This window comes from Vogesella mureinivorans (assembly GCF_007644035.1).
In the GTDB taxonomy this organism is placed as follows: Bacteria; Pseudomonadota; Gammaproteobacteria; order Burkholderiales; family Chromobacteriaceae; genus Vogesella; species Vogesella mureinivorans.
Map to the genome: position 1 here is coordinate 1 of NZ_VMTV02000766.1, position 287 is coordinate 287.

1 pseudogene is annotated in these 287 nt (G+C 71.8%); it reads right to left on the minus strand.

What is annotated here, in order from left to right:
• Positions 1–227, minus strand: a pseudogene (locus tag FLQ44_RS23810) (efflux transporter periplasmic adaptor subunit); the annotation flags it as partial.
• Positions 228–287: the final 60 nt, after the last annotated feature.

Here is a 287-nt window from a genome sequence, read left to right on the forward strand (position 1 = left end):
GTGCCGGGATCGACGGTGACATCGGCGAACTGCAGGCGGCCCTGCTGGGCGTAGGTGCTGCCGTCTTCCAGCAGCAGGTTCACCGGCACGCCCTCGGACTGTTCGAGGGTGCCGGCCGCCACCTCGCGGCGCAGCGCGAGCAGCTCGGCGCTGGACTGCGCCAGATCCACGTACATCGGATCGAGCTGCTGGATCGTGGCCAGCGGCTCGGCCTGGTTGGCGGTCACCAGGGCGCCCTGGGTGACGCTGATTGGGGTGCTGCTGCTGGCGGCGGCGGCCCTGTGGGC